This window comes from Natrinema sp. SYSU A 869 (genome assembly GCF_019879105.1).
Classification (GTDB): Archaea; Halobacteriota; Halobacteria; order Halobacteriales; family Natrialbaceae; genus Natrinema.
On record NZ_CP082249.1, the window covers coordinates 3421683 to 3443422 of the forward strand.

Genomic DNA, 21740 nt, shown 5'->3' on the forward strand with positions numbered 1-21740 from the left:
GGCCATCGGTATAGGTACGGCTAAAGGTTTCCCCGTTCTCGTCTCGAGCATGAAACAGGCCATCGTCGCCCGCACGGACATCGGTATGGGACAGGGAAAGCTCGCCGCACAGGTCGCCCACGCGTCACTCTCAGCGTATGAGAAGGCTGACAGCCAGTTACGAGACCAGTGGAAACAGGGCGGGCAGAAGAAGGTCGTGCTGAAGGGCGAAAGCGAACGCCAACTGCACGAACTCTCCGAAATCGCCGAACGCGATGGGATTCCCAATGCGATCGTCCGCGACGCCGGTCACACCCAACTCGAGCCTGGAACCGTCACCGCGCTGGCCGTCGGGCCGGCAGCGGACGACCGCGTCGACAGCGTAACCGGCGAACTTTCGCTCTTCTAATCGGTTCAGGGATCGGTTGTCAGACGGACTGGCGACTCGAGTGCGAGGACAAGAACAAAGGGCAGAACGGAATCGCTAATCCGAGCGGTAACCGCGCGGTTCCTCCCTGACTGTCGAATCGTCGTCGGGGAGCGGCGCGTCGGTAACGACACCGGGAAGCAGCGAGCGAACGTCGATCGCCTCGCTTCCCAGGACCGCGAAGCCGGCGAAGATCGTCAGGAAGCCGGCGATCGCGACGGCGTCGATCGTCTCGTCGAGCAGTGCCCAACCACCGAGCGTCGAGACGACGGGGACGACGTAGAAGATCAGGTTCGCACTGATCGCGCCGGTCTCATCGAGCAGGCCGAAGTAAGCGATGTATGCGACGACGCCAGCGAAGATGCTGACGTATGCCAGCGCCAGGACCGCTTCGGTGGTCCACGTGACCGCGGCCATCGATTCACCGCCCGACCAGGCCAGCAGGTGACACAGTGCCGCGGCAAAGGGCAACCCCCAGGCGACGCGGACCGTACTCGAGAGATCGCTGTCGGCCCGGCGGATCAACACTGCGCCGAGCGCGGCGGCGATCGCGCCGACGAACAGGATCCCCTTGCCGACGGCCCCGCCCAGTAGGTTCGCGGGATCGGGGCTGACGACGAGTCCGACGCCGACGAGTCCCAGCAGCAATCCGGCAGCGCCCCGTGGGGAGAGGCGCTCGTCCGAGAGCAACACCGCGGCGAACACTGGCGTCATGATCGGATTGAGACTGTAGACGATCGAGGCGACGGCGCTGGTAACGTACTGCTGGCCGACGAACAGCAGGGCGTTCGTCAGGCCGATCGCGAGTACGCCGGTCGCAAGGATACCCGCGAGGTCACCGCGAGTCTGCGGGATCAGCTCCGAATGGGACGACGTCAGGCCGACGTACGCCAGCATGACGACGGCCGCAACGTCGAACCGAAGGGCGACGAACAGCAGCGGCGGGAAGTACGCGAGCCCGGCCTTCGCGGCGACGAACGTGCCGCCGAAGAACAGACTCGAGAGGGCGAAGAAAACGGCAGTGCGACGGGAGACCATCTATGCCGTCACCCCCGTCGGAATCGTCTGCGTCGAACCGATCTCGGTCGACGCGTGGATAGCGAAAATCATCGTACTCATACGTATGAGCTACGGGTTTATAGTTTCGTTCAGAAAATATTTCACGGGAAGATAGGGCGGCGAGGTGGGAAAGAGCTGGTACACACGATATCGTTGCAGACCCTGCAACAGTTTCACGGTGCGAAACCTGTTTACCACCGTGGACACGAGAGGACGTATGGAATCTGCGCTCGAGGAGATCGAGTTCCTCGCGCTCTCGTCGAACCGCGTCGAGGTGCTCAGGCTACTCGCGGAGGGGCGACAGACGCGTACCGAGTTGGCGGGTGCGACCGGTGCCTCGCAGGCGACCCTGGGACGGATTCTGGGGGACTTCGAGGACCGATCGTGGATCAGGCACGACGGCAGTGAGTACGTCGCGACCGCGACAGGCCGACTGGTCGCGGAGGGGTTTACCGACCTCAAGGAAATCCTCGAGACCGAAGGCAAGCTCCGTAATATCGTCGACTTCCTGCCGACCCACGCGATGGACTTCGATCTGCGGCGACTCTCGGACGCGACGATCACGGTCCCGACGGCGACGCGACCGAACGCGCCGCTGGGGCGGTTGCTCGATTTCCTCCGCGAGGGTGCCGAGGTCCGGACGTTCTCACACACGTTCAACGAACAGACGCTGCGGGTCGTTCGTGAGCGCGTCACCGCCGGCGACCAACGGTTCAAGGGGGTTTTCGGCCGGAGCGCGATCGACGCGCTCGCCGACGAGTCGGAACTTCGAGGGCAACTCGAGGAACTCCTCGCGGCCGAGGACGCCGAGATCAGGGTCCGCGAAGAGGGCGTCCCGATTGCAATCATGATCGTCGACGAAGTCGTCTACCTCCTCTTACGCGACGAAAACGGAGTCCTACGGGCCTCCGTCGACACCGACGACGACGCCGTGCGATCGTGGGCCGAAGACTCGCTGGACCACTACTGGCGGACTGCGACGCCCCTCGAGTCCGAGACGCTGTCCGAGTGAGGACTTGATCTCCTCAAGCGCAGTACCGATCGAGCGGCAGGGTTCTGCTCGAGACTCTATGCCGGTGCGGGCTCGAGTGCTCCCGGTTCAGCAGCGCCCGATCCGAGTTCCGGCGCGGGTCGTGCGAGCGTGGACGAGGCCGATCCGACTGTGATCGACGCGGGTTCCGGCTCCGTCTCCTCCTCTCCCGTCTGCTCGATAACGTACTCTTGGCCGACCGTCGACGCCTGCAAGCTGTCGACGGGTGCGTGGTCTTCGGTCAGCACCGGAACGTCATCGGTGTTCGGCTCGCTCAGGGACGCACTGATCTCGCCGCTCAGGTCGATCCCCAGATCCCGATTCTCGTTTCGTTCAGTGAGTTCAGCTTCGGTGAAGTCGGTGTCCGCTTTCGTCGCGACCACCTCGATGTTCTGGACCGAATCCCAGTTCGAGGTCCGATAGCTGTAGGTCGACGCAAAGGCCTCGTCGATGGTCTTGTACTGTGCGCGGTAGAAATCCGACCCGGCACCGCTGGGCGCGGAGATGACGTTCGCGAGGAACACCCCGTCGTCGGTCAGCTGCTCTTCGGCCAGCTCCATGAACTCGAGTTGCGTCAGATGGTTCGGGACCTGGTCCTTCTGGTAGGCGTCCAGAACGATCACGTCGTATTTCTTGTCGGTCTCTTGGAGGAACTGCCTGCCGTCTTCTGTGTGGACGGTCAGGTTCTCGCCCTCCTCGAGTCGGAAGTACTCCTCGGCGGTCCGGGAGACCTCGGGATCGAGTTCGGCGACGTCGACGTCGACGTCGTACGTCCGCCCGTAGTCCTTCGGCCCGGTGTACCCGCCCCCACCGATAAACAGGACGTTCTCGACCTCGGCGGGATCGTCGACCATCAGCATGGGTATGTGGAAGTACCGCGTGTACTCGAAGACATGTCGGTCAGGGTCCTCGAGATCCATTGCGCTGTGACGGGCTCCGTCCAGATACAGCGTCCGCTCGTCCCCGTCATCGATGACCTCGAGTTCCTGGTAGGCCGTCTGCGTCTCATAGACGACGTCACCGCGGTGGTCGAACGCCACGGGACCGATGCCGGCCGCGACGACGAGTAACAATGCGACGGCGATACTCGCGACCGCCGGCTTCGGCGTGATAGTGGGGAGCGTGAGTGCGAGCGCGGTGCCGACGAGGAGAAATCCGAACAGGAGGCCGATCGCGTCGATACCCAGTGCCGGGATGAGGAAATACGTCGTCGCGCCCGCGCCGACGATGCTGCCGATCGTCCCCAGCGCGTAGACGTGGCCCGACGCCTCACCGGTTCCCTCTTTCTGTGAGAGTTCGGCCGAGTACGGACTGATAAAGCCCAACAGGTAGGTCGGCGGCCCGAAGAGGATGATCGCGGCCGGCAGCGAGGCAAATCGCGGCGGAAGCGGGAGCACCGATGCCGAGAGTAACAGCTGATCGCGCGCGTAGATGATGATCGCGACGTAGCCTGCGGTTCCCAGCAGGAGCCAGATTAGCTGCCGGGTGGATGCGCTTTCCGCCTGTTTGCCGCCCTGCCAGTAGCCGAGGCTGAGGGCGGCGAGGGAGACGGTGATGATGCTTCCCCAGGTGTAGATACTACTGCCGAACTGGGGTTCGATGATTCGACCGGCGAGAATCTCCAGTCCCATGCTGATGATACCGGAGACGAACACCGCGATGTCGGGTTTGGTCGGCCGGTAAGCGGACAGCTGCCGCACATTCATTATCGGATCAGTAGTGAGCCGGTGATGAGAACCTGTCGCCTCACCACGGTCGTCGCCGCTACTCGCGTCGCCTCGCCGGCGACGGCTTCGGCCGCCGATGATGCGTGTCCGGAGAGAAAGCAAGCGCGTGTTCGGTGCGGAGTCGATACGATCGCGTTCGTTCCCACTGTTTGGCGGGTTTTTTGGTGGTCCGGTGGGACGAAATCGATATGCGCGAGGTGACGGTCTCTCGAGTCGTCGACGTCTCTCCGGCCGAGCTATCGGCGTGGCTCGAGCCGGCGGCGATCGTCGAAGCCGAGGGGAGCTTTTCGGTCGAGACCGTCGACGACGGGGACGACGCGACGATCGTCGTGGCCAGCGGCCCCGGCATTCAGTTGCCGCTGCGATTCGAGGACCGTGAGGACGAGATCTACTACACGCAAGCGGGCGAGCACGGCCCCTTCTCGGAGATGGAGACGTGGCTCGAGACCGAGCCCGTCGACGCCGGGCGAACCCGCGTGACGATCCGGTCGGCGGTCGAACTCGCTGCTCCGCTGCCGTTCGGCGACCGGATCGCCGCCTGGAAACGGAACGGAGAACTCGAAGGTATCATCGAGACGATCGAAACCGAACTCGGCTGAGGACGGACGATGGGCCCGCAGGATACGTGAGACCCTCGCCGCTCGTCCGTAGCGGGATTCTCCGCTTTCGTTCCCGCGTTCTCGAGCGTAACGGATCGGGGCAGTCGTTTCGACTGCTCGATTCGACCGGGGGAAGTAGTTAACGAAACAGAATGTGATGAAAACCTACTTGTATTGCCGGGAAGAAATATAACTCGTATGCCACAGTGTCCCCGACGTGCCCTCCTTGGAAGCATCGGCACAACGATGACCGTCGCACTGGCCGGAAACGCCGTTAGCGCGACGGATGCGGCTGTACAGTCCGACGGAGACTCCGAGCTAGCATCGGTGAGTAGCCTCCTCGATTATTTCCCGGCCTCGGCTCACTCGGACTCGCTGATGGCGAGGATGATCGACTTCGAGCGCCGACGAGAGGCGAACGAACCCACTGAACCCCACCCCACCACCGGGCCGTTCCAAATCGACGCCGAATCCGTCTCAAAGCAGGCCATCGTCTACAGCACCGAGGACGGATATTCGACGCCGATTAACGTCATCTCCGGTGATTTCGACCTCGGGAGCGAGGGCGAAACGCGTGAGACCGACGGCGGTGTCGAGTACGAACGCCACGAGACCGACGGCGGTGTCGAGTACGAACGCCACGAGACCGACGAGATGGTCGCTGGTGTCACCGATACGGTCGCCGTGCTCGCCGAAGATAACGAAACAATCGGCGATGCCTTCGCCGCGAACGCGGGCGAGACCGAGCGCTTGCTGGACGCCGAACCCCTGCTCGAGGAGGCCTTCGACCTCTTCGCGGGAGACAGTGCCGGCTACCACGTCCGGATCGGCGGCAGCTATCAGCCATCGAACATCAGCGACGACGTTACCGTCGAATACATCGCTCAAGCGCTGACCGTGCTCGGTCCGGACACGATCGAGATGAACACCGCAATCGCCTTCGAAGACGCGTCCAACGTCACCGACGAACTGGTCGAGTCGCTGAAAGGAGAGATGTCGTATATGGCGACCATCGGCGAGCCCGAAGTCGAGGTCGACGGCTCCGTCGTGACCGTTTCCGTCGAGCGCGACCTCGAGGCCGAACGAAAGGTCCGCGAACATGAGAGTCCGGGATACCTCCAGCCCGAGCGAGACGTCGACCTCGACGATGACATTCTCGAGATCGAAATCGGTCGCGGCGATCCGACCCCGATCGAGGATCTCACGCTCGAAGTCGGCGGCGAGGAGTACGACCGCGACATCTGGGCCGACGGTCACGGCACCCTCGAGGAAGGCGATACGATCGTCATCGACATGGACGACGTCGAGCCGAACCTGTCGATTCGGCTCCGTCACGACCACGAACTCGGCGGGAGCTCGAGCGGGACGACGATCCTCAGTCGCTTCCAGTTCGAGTACGATTACGACGTCGACGCCGGGACGCTTACCGTCGAGTACGCGGACGAGTTCCCGCTCGACGGCGAGCAGGTCTCCATCGTCGCCTACGACGAACAACCGACGTACCGCGCCCGCGAGGACGGTGTCGAGCCGCGAACGACCGTCCAGCCGTGGTCCGGAACGATGAGTACGGGCGACAAGGCGACCGTCGAGGACGTCCGCCCCGGTGACACCGTCCTCGTCTGCTGGGACGGAACGACGCACCAAGACAGTATCGCACAATTCCGCGCCCGACCGCCGGGCGCCGTGGAGTTCAACTACGACTTCGAGAGCGAGACGCTCTCGGCGACGCTCCGGTTCGAGGACGAGGGCGAACGCTCGGCCGACGAGTATGAACTGCTGATCGACGACGAACCGGCCGACACGCAGTGGACTGACGAGGCAGAGACCGTCACCTCGGGGGCAACGATCGAGGTCGACGACGTCGAGGTCGGAGCGGACGTCACCGCCGTCTGGGGCGAGGATGAGATCCACGTCGGCGGGACCCATCCGCGACCGCGGATCCAACTCGAACTCGACGAGGACGAGGAGACGATCGAACACGTTGGCGGCGATTCGGTTCCCGCGTCGGAACTCACGCTTCACGTCCGGGCGGCCGACGAGTCCACCGAAATCGATCTCGACGAGGAAATCGACGGCGAGTTCGCGGAGGGCGATACCGTCCCCGTCGACGCCGACGAGATCCAGTACGCGACGCTTCGGTACGGCGACGTCCGTTCGGTCGGCTACGTCCATCCGCCCCGGGAGTAACGGATACCTCGGTCTCGACTCCGATTGGTCGCCCGACCGTGCCGAGCGGTGACGTGCCGTTCGGACCGATACCGCACCGTTAACATCTCGGAAACCGACACTTCTCCGTATTTTTGTGCAACTCGCCGTGCCTGAGAGTGCCGATTTGGTGTTTTGTTACAGGAGTTACACGGTAACGTCGCTGCCGCTTCCGTGGTGGTATCGGGCCAGAGACGGCTCTCCGCGCTCTTCCTCGGTAAAATCGAGTCGGCGACGAACAGACGGTACCGTGAGGGGTTAAACGACCTGCCGTCGATCAGTTCGTCGTGATCACTTCGATTACATCTCGAGACTCGACTTCGTAGTCCTTGCCCAGTTGGCGGTTCGTTCGGCAGTCGATCGCGTGGAGGAAGCCATCGCCGATATCGGAGTGGAGACTGTAGGCGAAGTCCTCCGCGGTCGAGTTCGGCGGAATCAGGTAGCAATCCGGCAGCACTTCGCCGCGTTCGTTGCCCAACCCGTTCGCACCGCCGGGGAACACCGGGGTCACGCCGAGCACGTCGAACAGTGCGGTCTCGAGGGCCGCTTGGACGCCCGTCGCACCGAACTCGTTGAGGAAGTCACGGATCTGCTCTAAGCCCTGTTCTTGCTCGCCCGAGATATCGTCCACGATCTCGAACTCCGCATCGCCGGGCCGATAGTCGACGACGCCGGCTTGGTCGGCCGACTTCAGGGCCTTCTCGGCGTGGGCGCTGCAGGGAACGATCGTCAGGTGGTCGTAGTCGGGATCGGTCGTGATCTCATCGTAATTGGCCTGTGCCTCGGGCGTGTCCATCTTGTTCGCCGCGATGACCATCGGCTTGGTCTCCTTCCGGATCTCGCGGGCGAGCGCGAGCTGGTCGTCTTCGTCCCATGCAGCGGGATCGAAGCCGACATCGATGCGCCGGATGAGTCGTTTGATCTCGTCCTCGGTCGTCTTGAACGCGCTCATCTGTTCGGCAAGCTCTTCCTCGATAGCGTCGTCCTCAGTGGTGTAGCCCGACTCGTATCGATTGATCCCCTTCTCTAAGACGCCCAGATACCACTGGTCAAGCTCTTCCTCTAAGAACCCGATATCGTCTCGCGGGTCGTGGCCCTCGGTGGGCTCGCCTTCGGCGTCCGTCTTCCCGGAGAAGTCGACGACGTGGACGAGTACATCGGTCTCGTTGAGGTCGGAGAGGAACTGGTTGCCCAGCCCGTTGCCCTCGTGTGCGCCGGGGATCAGCCCGGCGACGTCGACGAGTTTCGTCGGGACGAAACGGGTCCCGTGGTCGCAGTAGCCGACGTTTGGCGTGCACTCCTCGTCGAATTCGGGTGCCGCACAGTCGACACGAGCGTAGGCCTCGCCCACGCTAGGGTCGATCGTCGTGAACGGGTAGGCCCCCTCGGGCACGTCGTTCATCGTCGCCGCATTGAAGAAGGAGGACTTGCCGACGGAGGGTTTGCCGACGAGTCCGATCCGGTAACTCGTACTCATTATCAGTCCCTCGAGCGGCCCAGCTAAACGGGTTTTGTTCCGTTGCTGGAGTGGTATGATTATACCTACCATGAGTGGACTCAAATCATCCAGGGCAGCAACAGGGTAGCACCGTGAACGGATAATCTTCTTCGGGCACGTCGTTCATCGTCGCCGTCGCAAAATCGCTATGCGATTCTGCGGCCCGTCAGAGCTTCACTCTGACGACGGCATTGAAGAAGGAGGAGTTGCCAACAGAGGGGTTGCCGACGAGTCCGACCCGCAGCAACTCGTACTCAGTATCAGTCCCTCGCGCGGCCCGGCTAAACGGGTTTTGTTCCGTTACTGGAGTGGTATGAGAGGACGGTGCAAGTCCGTCCCGCCAACTCGAGTTAGACGTGCGTCGGCGGCTCGACCGCCGTTTCGATGTCGAGTTCGGCGGCGACATCGGCCAGGAGATCGCCCTTGACCTCCGCGCTCCGCCAGCCGATCTCTGCGACTAGCGGCGGTCCGAACTCCGAGCGGATCGTCTCGAGACGTTCCGTCTCCGTCTCGACGCGTTCGCGGAGGTAACGCGCGCCGCGGCCGTCCTCGTCGGGGTCGGGCAATGGTGTGAGTTTGTTGGCGACGAGGCCTCGAACAGCGAGGTCTTTCTCCTGCAGGTCGGCGATCGCACGTTCGGTCTCGTTCAACGAGAGTTCGTCCGGGTTCAGGACGAGGAAGAAGGCGGCGTCATCGTGCAGTGCCGAGCCGGCGAACTCGAAGAATTCCTTGCGGCCTTGGAGTCGCGCGAGGACGGGATCACCCTCCATCACGCGGCGCGGTTCGTTGTTCCCGACGGCGGCCTTCTCGAAGAGGTCGATGCTCGTCCGTCGCTTGTGCATCAGTCGGTCGATCCAGCCCTCCAGCAGGTCGGGGAGGCCGAGCAGCCGGAGCGTGCTGCCCGTCGGCGAGGTGTCGAAGACGACCCGATCGTACGGCTCCGAGTTCCGCATCACGTCGACGAACCGGTCGAATAGCGCCGATTCATAGGCACCCGGCGTTCCGTGAGCCATCTCGAGTTGACGGTTGATCTCGTTGACCATCGATGCCGACACCTGCTCGGAGAGGTCCTGTCGGATTTCATCGAGGTGACGGGTCACCTCGTCCTCGGGATCGATCTCCATCGCGTCGAGCCCGTCGATCCCGTCGACTGGTTGCGGGGAGTCATCGAACGGCTGGTCGAACACGTCGGTCACGGAGTGGGCCGGATCGGTCGAGACGACGAGCGTCCGCTGGCCGTCGCGTGCACAGCGGAGCGCGTACGCACACGACACCGTCGTTTTGCCGACGCCGCCCTTCCCACCGAAGAAGACGAACGGCTCCATTAGAAGTGGTACTGCTGGCCCTTGCGTTCGAGGTACGTTCCGCGGTCCCACAGCCGCCGTTCCCACGACTCGAACTCGTCCTCGAGGTAGGGGAGCAGTTCCGCGGTGTAGTAAGAAACCGGTGACGGGATGCCGAAGGCGTCCGGGAAACACGCCAGAATGAACGCGTCTTCGGCGTCCTCGGCTTCCTTCTCGATCTTCTCGTAGGCCGGATGTGAGATCATTCCGTGGTAGAGCCCTCGTAACCACTCGTCCAGCGTCTCGCGAAACGCGTCGATCCGGTCGGCCAGATCCATGCGTGTATGTCAGTATCGAACGCTAAAAACTGTCGTGGCTCGCTTTCAAGGCGCTCCGATCCCAGTATCCGGTATGAAGACGGACACAGGCGGGGAGATTCCGGTGACCATCCTCTCAGGGAGTCTCGGTGCCGGCAAGACGACGCTGCTCAATCATCTGCTGTCGAACGCGGGCGATCGGACGCTGGCGGTCCTCGTCAACGACATGGGCGAGGTCAACGTCGACGCGGAACTCGTCGCCGAGGGCTCGGAACTCGAACTCGACGACGGCATCGCGGAGCTTTCGAACGGCTGTATCTGCTGTGAGCTCCAGGACGACCTCGAGACTGCCGTGGTCAGACTGGCTCGCGATCGGTCGTTCGACCACCTTGTCGTCGAGTCGTCGGGCATCTCCGAACCCGCCCCCGTCGCCCGGCTGTTCACAACCGAATCCCGCGTCGCTGCACTCTACGATGCCGACACGCTCGTGACCGTCCTCGACACACCCGCATTTCTCGAGGCCTTCGCGGGCGAGGAACGGCCGGAGCGGCGAGGAGGCGAGGACGACCGGCCGCTCTCGGATCTGCTTGTCGAGCAGGTCGAGGTCTCGAATCTCGTCTTGCTCAACAAGGCGGATCTGTGTTCCGACGCGGAACTCGCGGAGGCCGAAGAACTCGTCCGTGCGCTCCAGCCAGACGCCGAGACGATCCCGACGGAGTTCTCGGCCGTTGATCCCGATCGACTGCTCGGTGCCGACCTGTTCGATTCGAGTCGTGTGAACGACCTTCCGGGCTGGAAGCGAGCGCTCGAGTCGGCCGACGACGACCATGACCACGACGAGAGTGGGCGTGCCGCTCACGACAGCGATCGGGACGAGGACGACCACCACGGCCATCACCACCCCGACGAGGTGTACGGCGTCTCGTCGTTCGTCTACCGGTCTCGCCGACCGTTCCACCCCGAGCGGTTCGCCGCGTTCCTCCGGGATCTCCCGCGATCGATCGTCCGCTCCAAGGGAACCGTCTGGCTCGCCGACAACGAAATGCGGGTCTCGGTCGCCCAGGCCGGTCCGTCGGTCAGGGCCACCGCACAGGGGCCCTGGATCGCGAGCCTCCCCGAGGTCGAGCGCGACATGTATCGGTCGAACCGCCCCGACCTCGAGTGGCACGACGAGTATGGCGATCGTCGGACCGAACTCGTCTGTATCGGCACCGACTATGACGAGGAGGAACTCCGAGCGGTGCTCGAGGATGCGCTCGTCACCGACGAGGAGTGGGAGACGGCGTTCGACGGCCCGTTCCCCACAGCACAGGGCGATGAGACCGTCATCCGGGAGCCGTAGTCAGCACGCGCAGTCGCGGCCCGTCGAGCGTTCGAACCGCATCTCCGTGCCGCAGTCCGGACAGACCGGCTCCCCCTCGATATCGACGTCCCTGATCCGGACGGCGCAGTCGTCACACCAGTAGGCACCCTCGGAGCCGTCGTCGGGGCGGCCCGTCGATGCGGGTGAGGTGAGAGCCGCTTTCATCGATTCGATGAGTCCCATACGCGACGGTTCACCGGGGACGGCAATAATGTTATGCGACTATGTGTCATGGCTGCACGGCCGTGGGGTGTAGGAGATGTCCAAACGTGTCGTGAGCGTCTCGGTTAGCCAACGACGAGCGGAACCGCGAGCGCGACGATAAGCGCCGCAAGGATCGGAATGAGCTGAAACAGTCGTTCGGCGCGGACTGCAGACGGAACGGTGGCGGTGTACTCCGGACGGAACGTCCACACCTGTCGATGGAAGGCGACCACGGCGGCGGCGACGAACACCGCCGCGGAGAGTACGATCGCGATCTCGAGCGGTAATCCCAGCGCCTGTCCGTACAGCGGGCCGAACGAGAGGAGTATCATGAAGGCGATCCCGACGACCACGAAAACGGCACGGGATCGACCTGTACGCCGTGGCGGTTTCGGAGGTGCATATAGGTCCGTTACCCGTCGAATGACAAAGAGTTATACCGCGCGCTGTCACGGTTCGGCCACGTTTGTCGACTCCGTCGACGGAGATGGTCGGTGCTGACAGCGAACAGTATAAGTGGCGGTGACGACCTCTCCCTGTATGAGCGATGGTGACACCGAACGTGACGGAGACGGGAACGGCGGCGGATTCGAGGCGGGTGCGTCGTCCTCGCAGGGCGATCCTCGCGTCCTGATCGCGATGAACGCCGTCCTGTCGACGCTGTTCGCGTGGTCGATCGTCTGGGGACTGTCGTTTCTAGACGTCCTCGAGTTCGGGTTCGTCAACGTCGCCACGGCCGCGATACTGTTGTTCGCGATGACGTATCTTGTGACGATGTCGTGAGCGCGACCGCGGTGGGCCGGGACTGGGTGATTCCCCTATCGGCCGTAAACAAGCCGCTGCCCGAGATCGTCGAGTCGCTCGGTCACCCGTCCGGCCCAGGCACCCGGCGATACCCGTTGGAGTTCTTCGTCATCAACCTTGATTGCGGCCTCGCTGAACGGATCTCGGCTCGTGTCGGCGTCGGCTCCGTCGTCGTCGCCAGACGAGGTGACGTCGACGACCGTCGACATGGAGCACCGTCCACAGGCTTCGGTTTTCTTTCCTCCCATGGGACTCTCTTGCACGATAGTTCGTCTCCGACGGCTAAAACCTACCGGCTGGTTCGGTGTGCGGCGACGATCGGACGCCGGTCTCGACACCCGATCCACCGACGATTATTTGATACCCCGACGGTAACCGGTGGTATGAGAGAACGAGTCATGGTTCGAGAGAGAACGGAACCGCTGGACTGTCGTGATCGGTCGCAGTCACGTTCCATCCGCGTCCGATGAGCGACGACGCGACGCCGGCAGACCTGCCAGCGGAGATTCGCGAAGCGGTGCCCAACTGGGACGACGAGTATCTCGACCGGGTGTCAGACCGGCTGATGTACAACTACGACCTCGAGAAAGATCGCCGCGCCGGCGGCGAGCGGTGGGACCTCTACGGGAAGATGCGCGTGCGAAGCCAGAAACAGTTCTTCCACCCGGCGTTGAGTTACGCCGATCACGAGGCCGAAGAGTTCCTCTTTTCCCGGCGTGACTCCCGACCGACGGTCGCGGAACTCGAGCGACTCGTCGACCTCGGTCACGACCTCGCCAACGAGCGCGTCGTCGCAGACGAGGAACACTTCGGGACGGATTTCACGTTCGTCCTCGTCGCCGACGAGATACCTGACGATGTCCGCGAGTTCGTCGCTGACTTCCGCGATCGGACGTTACTGAAGTTCGGCTATCACGGCCACTACGAAATCAATCTCGTCATCGTCGACCCCGATACCGAGGACCACGTCGGCAGCGAGGTCGCTGACGTTGTGGAGGCGTTTACCCTCTGGGAGACCGTGAGCACGCCCGAGGAGGGTCTGCTCTCGCGGTTCGCAAAGCGGTTCTGGCAGTAGCGACGTGGCGGCAGGATCGGACTGTTCTGACGATCTGTCGCATTCAGCGGCTGAAAGAAAACGAACGGTGGTCGTTAGCCGTTAGTCGTCGCCCGGTTCGGCTGCGGGCGTCTCGGGTCCGCGACGGACGGTCCGGATGTTCTTGTATCCAAGCCGGACGAGTGCGAGCGCCAAGCCGATGAGCACGAGACCGAGAGCCATCTGGACGCCCGAGGAGATCATTGCCCCGGTGGTTTCAGCGCCGCCCTGAATCAGATTCAGGTAGAGGTTCTCGTAGAACACCAGGATCGACAGTCCGAGAATGGTGATCGTGACCATGATCGCCATCGGGACGCCGGTCGAGATGAGCTGTTTGTTGTCGTCCCAGTTGGCGAGCCAGACGGTCGCGGTCAGCAGTGCAAGCGCCGCGAGCAGCTGATTCGCGCCGCCAAACAGCTGCCAGAGGACGACCCACTGGCCGGAGACGACGAGCAGGTACGCGGGAATGATCTGAACGACCGGGTTCGTGTACCGGCCGCGTGCGATCGAGCGCGGGTCGAGGTTCAGTCCCGTATCGGTGCGTCCCGCAGGCGTGCCGACGAGCTCCTCCATCATGTATCGACCGAGACGGACGGCCGTGTCGGTCGACGTGAGCAGGAAGCTACAGAGGACGAGCGCCATGAACACGGCGCCAACGGTCTCGGAAATACCGAGACTCGTCAGGATGATGCCGCCACCTTCGGCGAAGTTCGGAAGCGCAGCGCCGATTCCGCCCGCGGGGTCGGCGAAGCCCGCCACCGCGAGCGTCGAGAGCGCGACTGCCGCGAGGAGCCCTTCGCCGAGCATCCCGCCGTAGCCGATCAGCCGGGCGTCGGTCTCGTTGTTGAGCTGTTTGGCGGTCGTCCCCGAGGAGACCAGCGAGTGGAATCCACTGATCGTCCCGCAGGCAATCGTAATGAACAGTAGCGGGAACAGCGGCGCTAATCCGGCGGCTTCGACTCCCCAGAACCCTTCGAACGCGCCGATGGAACTATCGATGACGAGCGGGCTGGACGACGTTCCGAGGATCGTTCCGACGATGATCGCGACGATCGCCCCGCCGACACCGGTGTACAGCAGGAACGACGACAGGTAGTCACGTGGCTGGAGCAACACCCACACCGGGAGTGCACTCGCGATCGCAGCGTAAACCATTACGAGCGGAATCCACCCCGCTGTGTTACCGCCGAGTGCGGCCGCCCCCGGCACCCAGTCGCCGGTACCGCCAAGTAGCACGATCGTCTCGGCCGGGTAGTCGCCGGCGAACAGCGCCAGCGGGTACTCGAGCCCCACCCAGACGGCCGCGAAGACCCCCGCGACGAACAGAATCGTCCCGGGGATGAACGGGCCGTTGAACTGGTAGAGGTAGACACCGAACACCAGTGCCAGCCCGATGTAGAGCAGGGACGCTGTTACCACCTGTGGATACGCGTTGAAGACGATCCCCACGACCAGTGCGAACACTGCCACAACCAACATGATCGTCAGGAACGCGAACCACAACAGCATGTTTTTGCCGCTCTTCCCGACGTATTCACCGATCATGTAACCGATCGACTTTCCCTCGTGGCGGAGACTCCCCGACAGCGAAACGAAGTCGTGAACGGCACCCATCAGCGGGTTCCCGAGCGCGATCCACAGCAAGGCGGGCACCCATCCCCAGATGGCACCGGCCGTGATCGGTCCCACGATCGGTGCCCCACCCGCGATACTCGAGTAGTGGTGGCCCAACAGGACCGGTTTCTTCGATGGCACGTACTCCTGTCCGTCCTCGTATTTGTGTGCTGGTGTTTCCGCATTCTCGTCGAGCTCAACGAACTGTGTGAGATATCGCGAGTACCCCACGTAGCCGACGGTAAAGGTCACCAATACTGCCGCAATGATCCAGATTATCTGTGTCATGCTACGTCTACACAAACACAGTGGGTCCAATAACCTTAATTGTTATTTGTCTTTGTTAGGGGAGCTAGCTATATTTTTTAATTGTATTTCAGACGCGGATTGCGAAGACCGGTTTCCGGGAAAGGTGCGAGAAGAGCGATAGAAGGACTCAGGGATCAATTTTGGGCCGATACCCAACACTGAAAACTGGTCAACCGTCAATGAAGAACGGGAACGAAGCCAGCATCCCACCGTATATCTGTCCAATAGTAATTACGACCCGCGTCCAGAAGCGCGGGAGCGAGAGAAGAGACTCGAAACATCTTCAAAGTGGTTTGAAATTTAATGGGTTCGAACGGCCGAACGTGGAGACGATCCGGACCCGGTCGAGCACAGTGACCGTTCAGTTGCGGACCGAGAGGACTGTCTCGAGCGCGTCCATCGTCCGGTCGACGCGCTCGAGGCGCGCGTTGTGCCCCATGTGCCCGATTCGGAGCACGTCATCTGCGAGATCACCGAGACCGGTCACGAGGACGATATCGTGCTCCTCGGCCAGCGTCTGCTGGAGGGCCGCCGCTCGACCGGGGACCTCGAGCGCCGTCACAGTCGGCGACGACCGTGCCTCGTCGGGGTAGATCGACAGCCCGAGTTCGGCCGCTCGCTCGCGACACCGGGTCGCGGCCGCTTCGTGTCGCTCGAAGACATCCTCGATCCCCTCCTCGAGCAGCAGGTCGATCGCGGTGTCGAGTCCGTACAGGTTCGACGACAGGTGCGTGTAGGGGAACCACTCCTCGTCGGCAGCGTCGCGCCACGGCTCGAGGTCGGTGTAGAGACCGTTCGTCTCGAATGACTCGATTTTCCGCCAGGCGCGGTCGCTGACCGAGCAGACGGTCAGCCCCGGCGGCGCGCTGAAACACTTCTGGGAGGCCCCGAGACAGACGTCGATCGTCTCGGTCGGGACCGGTACCCCGCCGAGTGAGGAGACGGCGTCGACGACACTGATGACGTCGTGGTCCTCGAGTACGCCCAGTACCGGCTCGAGATCGTTCAGGACGCCCGTCGGCGTCTCGCAGTGGACCATCGTCGCCACGTCGAACGCCTCGTCCTCGAGTTCGGATTCGATGGCCTCGCGGTCGAGCGGTTCTCGCCACGGTACGTCGCAGACCACCGCTTCGCCATCGTACATCTCGACGAAGTCGGCAAACCCCTCGCCGTAGAGCCCATTCGAGAGACAGAGCACCCGGTCACCGGGCTCGACCAGTGACGCGATGGCGGCCTCGAGCCCGAGGATACCCTCGCCGCCGAGGATCGCGATATCGTCGTCGCCGTAGACCGCCTCGAGTTTGCTCGTGAGGTCACGATAAAAGTCGAAGAACTCGGGTTCGACGTCGGGATTCGGCGTCGGTTCACTCATCCGTTCGCGGACGGCTGCGGGCACCTCGGTCGGCCCGGGCGTCATGCGCAGTCGATCGTCGGTCATACGGCTGTTACCGGGGCGTCTGGGCATAAAACCACTCGAGACGACACGAGCCGTCGAACGCGTTTCGCGGTCTTGGATTCGGTCAGTTGCTCCCGACCCACGGCAGGAGTCCCGGTGTCACCGTCTCACCACTTCCCGTTGGGGTTGGGTAATTCGGCGACCGACAACCAAAATTTCTCGAAGACGCGAATGGTGGTGATGTACGCATCCGGGTCGCCTGTCTTCGTTATACAGGCGTTCGCACAGTTCGTGTACGCCGTGACGACGTCCGTTTCGGACTGTGACCCCGTGAGTACGATAATCGGAATGACGCGGCGGGCCGGATCGTCGCTCAGTTCCGCCAACACATCTGCACCGCTCATGCCGGGGAGATTCCAATCGAGGAGGACGATATCGGGCCGCGGCGCATCCGCGTATGCATCGCGCTGATAGAGGAAATCGAGCGCCTCGTCCCCGTCAGAGACGGTATGGAGGATGTTTTCGGGCGGGGACTCGCTGAGCGCTTCCTCGACGAGTCGAGCGTCCCCCGGATTGTCCTCGACTAACAGCAGGTTGTGAGGGTCGCTCGAATCCGGGGGTGAATCACTCATGCCTACGATAATTGGTTCGAGAGTGTATGAAATTGGTGGTTGGAACGGATTGACTGTCCGCATAAAATCGCGGCAGTGACGAGATGGGTTCCGCTCGTCCCGCCGGCTGCCGAGCCGCATCGGCAGGGCCGCTCGCTCACGGCCGCTTGACTCCCGGCAGCGTGGAACTCGGCGTGGATGTCGAGCGCCGGCAGCCGAGTGCTGGAATAGAGGAGAATGAACCCGGGCCGGTGATGAGCAGCGAGATGATGAGGCTGTTCCCGAGCGGTGTCCCTGCCGCGATTCGTACGAAACGGCTCCCAGGGGACGGTCCGTCGGTGCCGCGAACGGGCGGGACAACGAGTTTGACCTCCTCCACGCCCTGAAGGACGTGGAATCCGACCATCGGATTTCCGCCGAGTGCGACGTTCGAGGTTCCAACCCGCACTCAAGGGGAACCGGCGACACACCGGGGGAACTCTCGTTTCCTCCCCTGTATAGGGCTGTGGCCCGGTCAAATAGGCCCCATCGAATACCATGTCATCGCCGTGTGAGGAACAGACCGCGCTCCTCACCATCCCTTGTCTGTTCGGGAACGGCCTCTCACGGTATTCGTAGCATCCTATGTTACGTGCTATCACACTAAAACGATTACGATGGAAATCCGTCCTGATCACCGGCTGCGGGTGACACGCTGCGCCTACCGCTCGACCTGCGCCTGAAGACGCAGGTATGCGCTCGAAATTCGTATCAATCAGAGTCTCGTCGGTTGCACTGAGACACAGATGGCAGACTGCAATTCACGGCGCACGATGGGCGAACGGCGGATCGAACACCCGGTGTTTGCAGCCCTCTACGATCGGGTTATGCCGGATCGATTCCTGGTCGGTCCCCACCGCGAGTACCTCGCGGCCGACGTCTCCGGTCGCGTCCTCGACCTCGGCGCGGGCACTGGCGCGATGATACCCTACGCGGCCGACGCTGGCGATGCCGACCTCGAGTACCACGCGGTCGAGCCGGACCCGAACATGCGACGCCGAGCGGCCGGCACGGCCGACAGGTCCGACATGCAGGTCCACCTCCGCGACGCTCGCGCCGAGTCACTGCCGTATGCCGATGACGCCTTCGACGTCGTCCTCTCGAGTCTGGTCTTCTGTACCATCGCCGACCCCGACGCAGCGCTCGAGGAGGTCGCCCGCGTCCTGCAGCCGGGCGGCGAACTGCGCTTTCTCGAGCACATCCGCGACAATGGCTGGCGCGCGCGGGCACAGGACCGTTTGAATCCGCTGTGGGAACGCGCTGCGGCCGGTTGCCAGTTGAACCGCGAGACAGTCGAGCGGTTCGTCGGGTACGACGCGTTTGATGTCCTCGAGATCGAACGGACCGGCGTTGGGCTGTTTCCGGCGACGCCGGTCGTTCGGGGACGGCTCCGACAGCAGCGCGACCTGTCGCTCTCGATCGGCCGGTGAAATCGGGACCTGCGGCTACCGGATCGTGTTCGGTATCCGCTCGATGACGTCAGTTGCGACAACGCCGGGCCCGTACTCGGCCGTCGCGAGTTCGCCGGTCTTGCCAAGGATCCACGCGCCGAGTTCGGCGGCCTCACGGCGATCCATCCCCTGGCCGAGCAGCGAGGCCATGATGCCGGCCATCGTGTCCCCGGTTCCGGCGACGGTCAGGGCCGACGTTCCCGTCTCGTTTTCGATTCGCTCGCCCTCGGCGACGATCTCATCGACATCGCCCGTGAGCGTGATGACCGCCCCGGTCTCCTCCGAAAACGTCTCGAGCGAGCCGTAGGCCTCGTAGATCGGGTCGTCCTCGGCACCGCTGGGCGTCAGGATGGCGTTTGAGAGGTCCGCCTCGAGCGCGGGTTCGATCGCCAGCGCGTCGACGATGATCGGAATTTCGATGCGGTCGATCACCTCGCGGACCGCGTCGGGGTCGGCATCGACGAGGCCGGGACCGATCACGAACGCGTCGGCCCACTCGCTGACCTCCCGTGTGCGTTCGATCGCGCCGTCGTAGAACTCATCGTGGCCGTGGTGGTCGACGAGTAGGTTCGGCGAGTGACTCGCGACGATCTCGTAAATCGGTTCGCAGACGAACGCCCGGACGTGATCGGACCCGGTCCGGAGCGCAGCTTGTCCGACGAGTGCGGGCTGGTTTGGATACGCGACGCTCCCGCCGACGATTCCGACGCGGCCGTTGTCGCGTCCCGTCTCGTCGCTGACGTTCGAGAGCGTTTGCTGGAGCCGTCCCATATCACCCCTCCCGAAACGACACCGTGTAGGCGTTCGGCAGGCGTGTTCCGGTTCGATTCGCGTCTGCCCGGCGTGTGCGACGCAAACACATAGTAGGCCGCCGACGTACGCCCACATGGAACCATGTTCGACGACAGAACCGACGCCGGCGAACGCCTCGCAGCGGAACTCGAGGCCCGCGACCTCGCGGTCGACGTCGTCCTCGGGATTCCCCGCGGAGCCCTACCCGTGGCGCGGCCGGTCGCCGACGCACTCGACGCCGACCTCGACGTCGTCGTCGCACGGAAAATGGGGGCACCACAGAACCCCGAGTTGGCGCTCGGCGCAGTCGCGAGCGACGGGAGCGTCTGGTACAACGACGATCTGATCGATCGAATAAACGCTTCCGAAGAGTATCTCGAGGAGGTCCGGGCCGAGGAAGCCGAAAACGCGCGCAAAAAGGCGGATCGCTACCGCGAACCGGGCGGCCTGCCCGACCTTCAGGGGAAGCGAGTCCTGCTCGTCGACGACGGCGTCGCGACCGGCGCGACCGCGACGGCCTGCCTCCGACAGGTCCAAGAGACCGGGGCTGACTGGGTCGGCCTAGCCGTCCCCGTGGGCTCACCGCGGGCGGTTGACGATCTCGAGCGGGAGGCCGACGCGGTGATCGCTCTGCAGACGCCCACGGACTTCCGCGCCGTCGGCCAATTCTACCGAACCTTCGGACAGGTGAGCGACGAGGAGGCGCTCGAGTACCTCGATCGAGAATCGTGAAACGAGCTCCCGGTCGATCCGGACGAACTACGTACTGCAGCAACCAGTCAACCGACATGCGGCGGCGCGCGCTGGGCCAGGGCGAACTGCGAGGCCTGAACGAAGTGAAGGCCTCGGTATTGTGAGCGGTGAGTGCAGGGAACCGTGAACAGACTGTGAGCCGTGGCACGAAGCCGTGCGAGGTCTTCGCGAACTTTGTGAGTGAAGGCGTGGAAGACGCTCGCGTCTTCCAGTGGATGAGCGAATAGTGCGGGACCAGAGGTCCCGCATACCATGCGAACGGGGGCGAAGCGCCCGTGTGCAGACGAAGTGAGCGTTAGCGCGGAACCTCCAGTTCCGCGAACCATACTCGGTCTTTCAGTGAATGAGTTGCCGGACTTCACCACCATTTGTGCTCGGAAGCAAGACCTCAAGATGCCTGTCTGGCGGATGCTGTTGCAGCTGTCGGTGGTGTTATTCGATACCGGAGAGGTACAAGCAATCGACTCAACTAGTATCGCTCATCGCTCGTCGAGCCATAACTACGCAAAACGTGTCAAAGGGACGTTTGAATCGGTCAAGACCACCATTCTTGTAGACTGCTCCACGAGGGCTATCCTCGATGTACACTGCTCGATGAACCTACCACATGACACGCAGATTGCGTGGCAAGTACTGAAGAGAAATCTCAACAACGTGGAAACTGTCGTCGCTGACAAAGGGTTTGATTGGGATAAACTTCGACAGATGCTGCGAAACGAGGGTATTAGACCGGTAATCAAGCACCGTGAATTCTACTCACTCGATGCAGCACACAATGCTCGGATTGATGATGAAACCAACCATCAACGTTCTATCGCAGAATCGATGTTTTTCGCATTGCGCAAACGGTTCGGTTCAACACTTAAGGCACGAACGTGGTTTGGGCAGTTCCGAGAACTCGTCCTTAAGACCGCTGTCAGAAACATCGAACAATCGCTCACGACCTAACTCGGATGGTTTCGTGCATCTAAACAAGACCCAGGGCGCGTATCTCGCCCCGCTGCTCCATTGATTAGTTGGCAATAATCCGGGCGATCCAGACGATCGGGATCACCGGGATGGCTAATCCGGTGACCAGAAGCACGATGGCGATTACGACTTTCTCGGCGCGACTTGACCCATGCCATATCGACTGCCACATATCATCGATCGCCTGTGCCGTTCGCTGAATCAATCCAGACATAGAT

General features: G+C 62.8%; 23 protein-coding genes and 1 pseudogene. 10 read left to right on the forward strand and 14 right to left on the reverse strand.

Annotation, left to right across the window (positions count from 1 at the left end; genetic code table 11):
- Window positions 1–49: 49 nt before the first annotated feature.
- Window positions 50–388 carry a peptidyl-tRNA hydrolase Pth2 gene (gene pth2, locus K6I40_RS25160; RefSeq protein ID WP_222918018.1) on the forward strand — a complete coding sequence of 113 codons (339 nt, stop codon included), beginning with the start codon at window positions 50–52 and terminating at the stop codon, window positions 386–388.
- A 75-nt stretch (window positions 389–463) separates the two neighbouring features.
- Here the strand turns inward: pth2 and K6I40_RS25165 are convergent, their stop codons facing one another.
- Entirely contained in the window at window positions 464–1444 is a 981-nt protein-coding gene (locus K6I40_RS25165; RefSeq protein WP_222918020.1) for a DMT family transporter, read from the reverse strand.
- 238 nt (window positions 1445–1682) lie between these two features.
- Between K6I40_RS25165 and K6I40_RS25170 the strand changes: the two genes are divergently transcribed.
- On the forward strand, window positions 1683–2477 hold the full coding sequence (locus K6I40_RS25170) for an ArsR family transcriptional regulator (RefSeq protein ID WP_222918022.1): 795 nt from the start codon (window positions 1683–1685) through the stop codon (window positions 2475–2477).
- Window positions 2478–2533: 56 nt separating this feature from the next.
- Here K6I40_RS25170 and K6I40_RS25175 read toward each other — a convergent pair whose 3' ends face one another.
- The gene (locus K6I40_RS25175; protein ID WP_222918024.1) at window positions 2534–4201 is read right to left on the reverse strand and encodes a fused MFS/spermidine synthase; all 1668 of its coding nucleotides are present in this window, start codon (window positions 4199–4201) and stop codon (window positions 2534–2536) included.
- A gap of 209 nt (window positions 4202–4410) precedes the next feature.
- Between K6I40_RS25175 and K6I40_RS25180 the strand changes: the two genes are divergently transcribed.
- A complete protein-coding gene (locus K6I40_RS25180) occupies window positions 4411–4821 on the forward strand; it encodes an SRPBCC family protein (RefSeq protein WP_222918026.1) in 411 nt (136 codons plus the stop codon).
- 198 nt (window positions 4822–5019) lie between these two features.
- Window positions 5020–7008, forward strand: a complete 1989-nt coding sequence (locus K6I40_RS25185) for a hypothetical protein (protein ID WP_222918028.1) — start codon at window positions 5020–5022, stop codon at window positions 7006–7008.
- 295 nt (window positions 7009–7303) lie between these two features.
- Here the strand turns inward: K6I40_RS25185 and K6I40_RS25190 are convergent, their stop codons facing one another.
- From K6I40_RS25190 to K6I40_RS25200, 3 genes are all read right to left on the reverse strand, one after another.
- Entirely contained in the window at window positions 7304–8503 is a 1200-nt protein-coding gene (locus tag K6I40_RS25190; RefSeq protein WP_222918030.1) for a redox-regulated ATPase YchF, read from the reverse strand.
- A gap of 371 nt (window positions 8504–8874) precedes the next feature.
- On the reverse strand, window positions 8875–9849 hold the full coding sequence (locus tag K6I40_RS25195; protein ID WP_222918042.1) for a TRC40/GET3/ArsA family transport-energizing ATPase: 975 nt from the start codon (window positions 9847–9849) through the stop codon (window positions 8875–8877).
- Window positions 9849–10145: a hypothetical protein gene (locus K6I40_RS25200; RefSeq protein WP_222918044.1), complete on the reverse strand. Its 297-nt coding sequence runs from the start codon at window positions 10143–10145 to the stop codon at window positions 9849–9851. The genes K6I40_RS25195 and K6I40_RS25200 overlap by 1 nt, the downstream gene beginning before the upstream one ends.
- Window positions 10146–10218: 73 nt before the next feature.
- Here K6I40_RS25200 and K6I40_RS25205 point away from each other — a divergent pair, with 73 nt between their 5' ends.
- Window positions 10219–11466, forward strand: a complete 1248-nt coding sequence (locus tag K6I40_RS25205) for a GTP-binding protein (RefSeq protein WP_222918045.1) — start codon at window positions 10219–10221, stop codon at window positions 11464–11466.
- Here the strand turns inward: K6I40_RS25205 and K6I40_RS25210 are convergent, their stop codons facing one another.
- Both K6I40_RS25210 and K6I40_RS25215 read right to left on the reverse strand, forming a co-directional pair.
- Window positions 11467–11670 (reverse strand): hypothetical protein, encoded by a 204-nt coding sequence (locus K6I40_RS25210; RefSeq protein ID WP_222918047.1) that lies wholly within the window; start codon window positions 11668–11670, stop codon window positions 11467–11469.
- Window positions 11671–11774: 104 nt separating this feature from the next.
- Entirely contained in the window at window positions 11775–12044 is a 270-nt protein-coding gene (locus K6I40_RS25215; protein ID WP_222920481.1) for a hypothetical protein, read from the reverse strand.
- A gap of 187 nt (window positions 12045–12231) precedes the next feature.
- Between K6I40_RS25215 and K6I40_RS25220 the strand changes: the two genes are divergently transcribed.
- On the forward strand, window positions 12232–12474 hold the full coding sequence (locus K6I40_RS25220) for a hypothetical protein (protein WP_222918049.1): 243 nt from the start codon (window positions 12232–12234) through the stop codon (window positions 12472–12474).
- Between the two features lie 35 nt (window positions 12475–12509).
- Here the strand turns inward: K6I40_RS25220 and K6I40_RS25225 are convergent, their stop codons facing one another.
- Window positions 12510–12704, reverse strand: coding sequence for a hypothetical protein (locus tag K6I40_RS25225; RefSeq protein WP_222918051.1), 195 nt, complete (start codon window positions 12702–12704; stop codon window positions 12510–12512).
- A gap of 257 nt (window positions 12705–12961) precedes the next feature.
- Here K6I40_RS25225 and K6I40_RS25230 point away from each other — a divergent pair, with 257 nt between their 5' ends.
- Window positions 12962–13570: a hypothetical protein gene (locus K6I40_RS25230; protein ID WP_222918053.1), complete on the forward strand. Its 609-nt coding sequence runs from the start codon at window positions 12962–12964 to the stop codon at window positions 13568–13570.
- An 81-nt stretch (window positions 13571–13651) separates the two neighbouring features.
- Here K6I40_RS25230 and K6I40_RS25235 read toward each other — a convergent pair whose 3' ends face one another.
- The 4 genes from K6I40_RS25235 to K6I40_RS25250 form a co-directional block, all read right to left on the reverse strand.
- The gene (locus tag K6I40_RS25235) at window positions 13652–15490 is read right to left on the reverse strand and encodes a carbon starvation CstA family protein (RefSeq protein WP_222918055.1); all 1839 of its coding nucleotides are present in this window, start codon (window positions 15488–15490) and stop codon (window positions 13652–13654) included.
- Window positions 15491–15872: 382 nt separating this feature from the next.
- On the reverse strand, window positions 15873–16949 hold the full coding sequence (locus K6I40_RS25240; RefSeq protein ID WP_222918057.1) for an alanine--glyoxylate aminotransferase family protein: 1077 nt from the start codon (window positions 16947–16949) through the stop codon (window positions 15873–15875).
- A 125-nt stretch (window positions 16950–17074) separates the two neighbouring features.
- Window positions 17075–17539, reverse strand: coding sequence for a response regulator (locus K6I40_RS25245; RefSeq protein WP_222918059.1), 465 nt, complete (start codon window positions 17537–17539; stop codon window positions 17075–17077).
- Between the two features lie 136 nt (window positions 17540–17675).
- Window positions 17676–17966, reverse strand: coding sequence for a hypothetical protein (locus K6I40_RS25250; RefSeq protein ID WP_222918061.1), 291 nt, complete (start codon window positions 17964–17966; stop codon window positions 17676–17678).
- Window positions 17967–18330: 364 nt separating this feature from the next.
- Between K6I40_RS25250 and K6I40_RS25255 the strand changes: the two genes are divergently transcribed.
- A complete protein-coding gene (locus K6I40_RS25255; protein ID WP_222918063.1) occupies window positions 18331–18987 on the forward strand; it encodes a class I SAM-dependent methyltransferase in 657 nt (218 codons plus the stop codon).
- A gap of 15 nt (window positions 18988–19002) precedes the next feature.
- Here K6I40_RS25255 and K6I40_RS25260 read toward each other — a convergent pair whose 3' ends face one another.
- Complete coding sequence (locus tag K6I40_RS25260; RefSeq protein WP_222918065.1) at window positions 19003–19779, reverse strand: NAD(P)H-hydrate dehydratase; 777 nt, start codon at window positions 19777–19779, stop codon at window positions 19003–19005.
- Window positions 19780–19902: 123 nt separating this feature from the next.
- Between K6I40_RS25260 and K6I40_RS25265 the strand changes: the two genes are divergently transcribed.
- A complete protein-coding gene (locus tag K6I40_RS25265) occupies window positions 19903–20532 on the forward strand; it encodes a phosphoribosyltransferase family protein (RefSeq protein ID WP_222918067.1) in 630 nt (209 codons plus the stop codon).
- Window positions 20533–20880: 348 nt separating this feature from the next.
- Window positions 20881–21501 (forward strand): annotated as a pseudogene (locus K6I40_RS25270) (IS5 family transposase); the annotation flags it as partial.
- A gap of 64 nt (window positions 21502–21565) precedes the next feature.
- On the opposite strand, the gene K6I40_RS25275 reads toward K6I40_RS25270, so the two are convergent.
- On the reverse strand, window positions 21566–21736 hold the full coding sequence (locus tag K6I40_RS25275; RefSeq protein ID WP_222918069.1) for a hypothetical protein: 171 nt from the start codon (window positions 21734–21736) through the stop codon (window positions 21566–21568).
- Between the last annotated feature and the right edge of the window lie 4 nt (window positions 21737–21740).